Here is a 3,915-nt window from a genome sequence, read left to right as displayed (position 1 = left end):
GTAGGGCTACACACGTGCTACAATGGCGTATACAGAGGGTGGCGAAGCTGCGAGGTGGAGCGAATCTCAGAAAGTACGTCTAAGTCCGGATTGGAGTCTGCAACTCGACTCCATGAAGTCGGAATCGCTAGTAATCGCGAATCAGAATGTCGCGGTGAATACGTTCCCGGGCCTTGTACACACCGCCCGTCACACCATGGGAGTGGGTTGTACCAGAAGTAGATAGCTTAACCTTTTGGAGGGCGTTTACCACGGTATGATTCATGACTGGGGTGAAGTCGTAACAAGGTAACCGTAGGGGAACCTGCGGTTGGATCACCTCCTTACCTAAGACGAGAGACAGCGAGTGCTCACACAGATTGGCTGATAGTTGTAGACAAGATTAAAAAAACGAAGCGAAAGCGACGTTGAAAGATAAAAAGAAGATAGAGTATCTTTAATTGATGTCCCCATCGTCTAGAGGCCTAGGACATCGCCCTTTCACGGCGGTAACCGGGGTTCGAATCCCCGTGGGGACGCCAATTAAAGATAACTTTGTTAGATTATCTTACTGTTCTTTAAAAAATTGGAAACAAGCTGAAAACAAGAGATTTTCGAGAGAAAGTCTGAGTAGGCGAGACAGGAAAGTGAGAAGAGAGAACTGAAAAGGAAACTCTGAAAGCAAACCTGTTTTGCATAAAATCTTGATTGAACAAAAGCAATCAAGTGTTTAGTTGAATGAACATACGCATCAAATTGACCGCACTTTGAAGTGAAAACTTAAAGTGATTGAAAACATTTGAGGTTGTATAGTTAAGTGACTAAGCGTACAAGGTGGATGCCTTGGCAATCAGAGGCGAAGAAGGACGTGCTAATCTGCGAAAAGTTTGGATGAGTCGATAAGAGGCGTTTAATCCAAGATATCCGAATGGGGAAACCCAGTAGATGAAGAATCTACTATCACTTACTGAATTCATAGGTAAGTGAGGCAAACCGGGAGAACTGAAACATCTAAGTACCCCGAGGAAAAGAAATCAACCGAGATTTCGTCAGTAGCGGCGAGCGAAAGCGAAAGAGCCTGTTAATGATAACAGCAGAGATAGAGGAATAAGCTGGGAAGCTTAGCGACACAGGGTGATAGCCCCGTACTCGACATCCAGGCTGTGGTACTAAGTTAACGAGAAGTAGGGCGGGACACGTGATATCCTGTTTGAAGATGGGGGGACCATCCTCTAAGGCTAAATACTCCTGATTGACCGATAGTGAACCAGTACTGTGAAGGAAAGGCGAAAAGAACCCCGGTGAGGGGAGTGAAATAGAACCTGAAACCTTGTACGTACAAGCAGTGGGAGCCTGAAAGGGTGACTGCGTACCTTTTGTATAATGGGTCAGCGACTTATATTTTGTAGCGAGGTTAACCGAATAGGGGAGCCGAAGGGAAACCGAGTCTTAACTGGGCGAATAGTTGCAAGGTATAGACCCGAAACCCGGTGATCTAGCCATGGGCAGGTTGAAGGTTGGGTAACACTAACTGGAGGACCGAACCGACTAATGTTGAAAAATTAGCGGATGACTTGTGGCTGGGGGTGAAAGGCCAATCAAACCGGGAGATAGCTGGTTCTCCCCGAAATCTATTTAGGTAGAGCCTTGAGCGGACACCTTTGGGGGTAGAGCACTGTTTCGGCTAGGGGTCCATCCCGGATTACCAACCCGATGCAAACTACGAATACCAAAGAGTGATACTCAGGAGACACACGGCGGGTGCTAACGTCCGTCGTGGAGAGGGAAACAACCCAGACCGCCAGCTAAGGTCCCAAAGTCTATATTAAGTGGGAAACGAAGTGGGAAGGCTTAGACAGCTAGGATGTTGGCTTAGAAGCAGCCATCATTTAAAGAAAGCGTAATAGCTCACTAGTCGAGTCGGCCTGCGCGGAAGATGTAACGGGGCTGAAATATAGCACCGAAGCTGCGGCATCAATGGAAACATTGTTGGGTAGGGGAGCGTTGTGTAAGCGGATGAAGGTTAATCGAGAGGTTAGCTGGACGTATCACAAGTGCGAATGCTGACATAAGTAACGATAAAACGAGTGAAAAACTCGTTCGCCGGAAGACCAAGGGTTCCTGTCCAACGTTAATCGGGGCAGGGTGAGTCGGCCCCTAAGGCGAGGCTGAAAAGCGTAGTCGATGGGAAACAGGTTAATATTCCTGTACTTGGTAAAGCTGCGATGTGGGGACGGAGTAGGTTAGGTTAGCGTGCTGTTGGATATGCACGTTTAAGTTGGTAGGTGGGAAGTTTAGGCAAATCCGGACTTCCTTAACACTGAGAGATGATGACGAGGCTCTACGGAGCTGAAGTAACTGATACCACACTTCCAGGAAAAGCCACTAAGCGACAAGCTTTACTAAACCGTACTGAAAACCGACACAGGTGGTCAGGTAGAGAATACTCAGGCGCTTGAGAGAACTCGGGTGAAGGAACTAGGCAAAATAGCACCGTAACTTCGGGAGAAGGTGCGCCGGCGTAGATTGTAAGGGCTAGCCCCTGAAGGTTGAACCGGTCGAAGATACCAGCTGGCTGCAACTGTTTATTAAAAACACAGCACTCTGCAAACACGAAAGTGGACGTATAGGGTGTGATGCCTGCCCGGTGCTGGAAGGTTAATTGATGGTGTAATCGAAAGAGAAGCTCCTGATCGAAGCCCCAGTAAACGGCGGCCGTAACTATAACGGTCCTAAGGTAGCGAAATTCCTTGTCGGGTAAGTTCCGACCTGCACGAATGGCATAATGATGGCCAGGCTGTCTCCACCCGAGACTCAGTGAAATTGAAATCGCCGTGAAGATGCGGTGTACCCGCGGCTAGACGGAAAGACCCCGTGAACCTTTACTATAGCTTGACACTGAACATTGAATTTTGATGTGTAGGATAGGTGGGAGACTTAGAAGTAGTCACGCCAGTGATTATGGAGTCGACCTTGAAATACCACCCTTTAACGTTTGATGTTCTAACGAAGATTACGAAACGTGGTCTCGGACAGTGTCTGGTGGGTAGTTTGACTGGGGCGGTCTCCTCCCAAAGCGTAACGGAGGAGCACGAAGGTTTGCTAATCACGGTCGGACATCGTGAGGTTAGTGCAATGGTATAAGCAAGCTTAACTGCGAGACAGACAAGTCGAGCAGGTACGAAAGTAGGTCATAGTGATCCGGTGGTTCTGAATGGAAGGGCCATCGCTCAACGGATAAAAGGTACTCCGGGGATAACAGGCTGATACCGCCCAAGAGTTCATATCGACGGCGGTGTTTGGCACCTCGATGTCGGCTCATCACATCCTGGGGCTGAAGTAGGTCCCAAGGGTATGGCTGTTCGCCATTTAAAGTGGTACGCGAGCTGGGTTTAGAACGTCGTGAGACAGTTCGGTCCCTATCTGCCGTGGGCGTTGGAGAATTGGTTGGGGCTGCTCCTAGTACGAGAGGACCGGAGTGGACGCACCACTGGTGTTCCGGTTGTGTCGCCAGACGCATTGCCGGGTAGCTAAGTGCGGAAGAGATAAGTGCTGAAAGCATCTAAGCACGAAACTTGCCAAGAGATGAGTTCTCCCACACATCAAGTGTGTAAGGGTTGTTTAAGACTAAGACGTAGATAGGCAGGGTGTGTAAGTGATGTGAGTCATTGAGCTAACCTGTACTAATTGCCCGAGAGGCTTAACTATACAACGCTCAAGTGTTTTTGGAAAACAGAGTAAAAGAAAAAGAAATTAACTAAACGTTCAGCTTGTGCCCAATAAGAACGAGTGAAAGGTAGAGGAAGAGCTGAGTAGCGAAAGATAAAGACAAGTTATCAACGAATTATCCTGGCGGCGATAGTGCGGTGGACCCACCTGACACCATACCGAACTCAGAAGTGAAACGCTGTAATGCCGATGGTAGTGTGGGGTTTC

General features: G+C 48.4%; 1 tRNA gene and 3 rRNA genes. All 4 read left to right on the top strand.

What is annotated here, in order from left to right:
- Positions 1-326: ribosomal RNA gene (locus GG9_RS0109160) — 16S ribosomal RNA — on the top strand; the annotation flags it as partial.
- Between the two features lie 119 nt (positions 327-445).
- Positions 446-521 (top strand) — tRNA-Glu (locus GG9_RS0109155).
- Positions 522-790: 269 nt separating this feature from the next.
- Positions 791-3,687 (top strand): 23S ribosomal RNA (locus tag GG9_RS0109150).
- A gap of 140 nt (positions 3,688-3,827) precedes the next feature.
- Positions 3,828-3,915 (top strand): 5S ribosomal RNA (rrf, locus tag GG9_RS0109145); the annotation flags it as partial.

This window comes from Haemophilus haemolyticus M19501 (assembly GCF_000222025.1).
Taxonomy (GTDB): Bacteria; Pseudomonadota; Gammaproteobacteria; order Enterobacterales; family Pasteurellaceae; genus Haemophilus; species Haemophilus haemolyticus_G.
The sequence above is the reverse complement of the archived record's forward strand: the minus strand, read 5'-3'. Positions and strand labels throughout refer to the sequence as shown.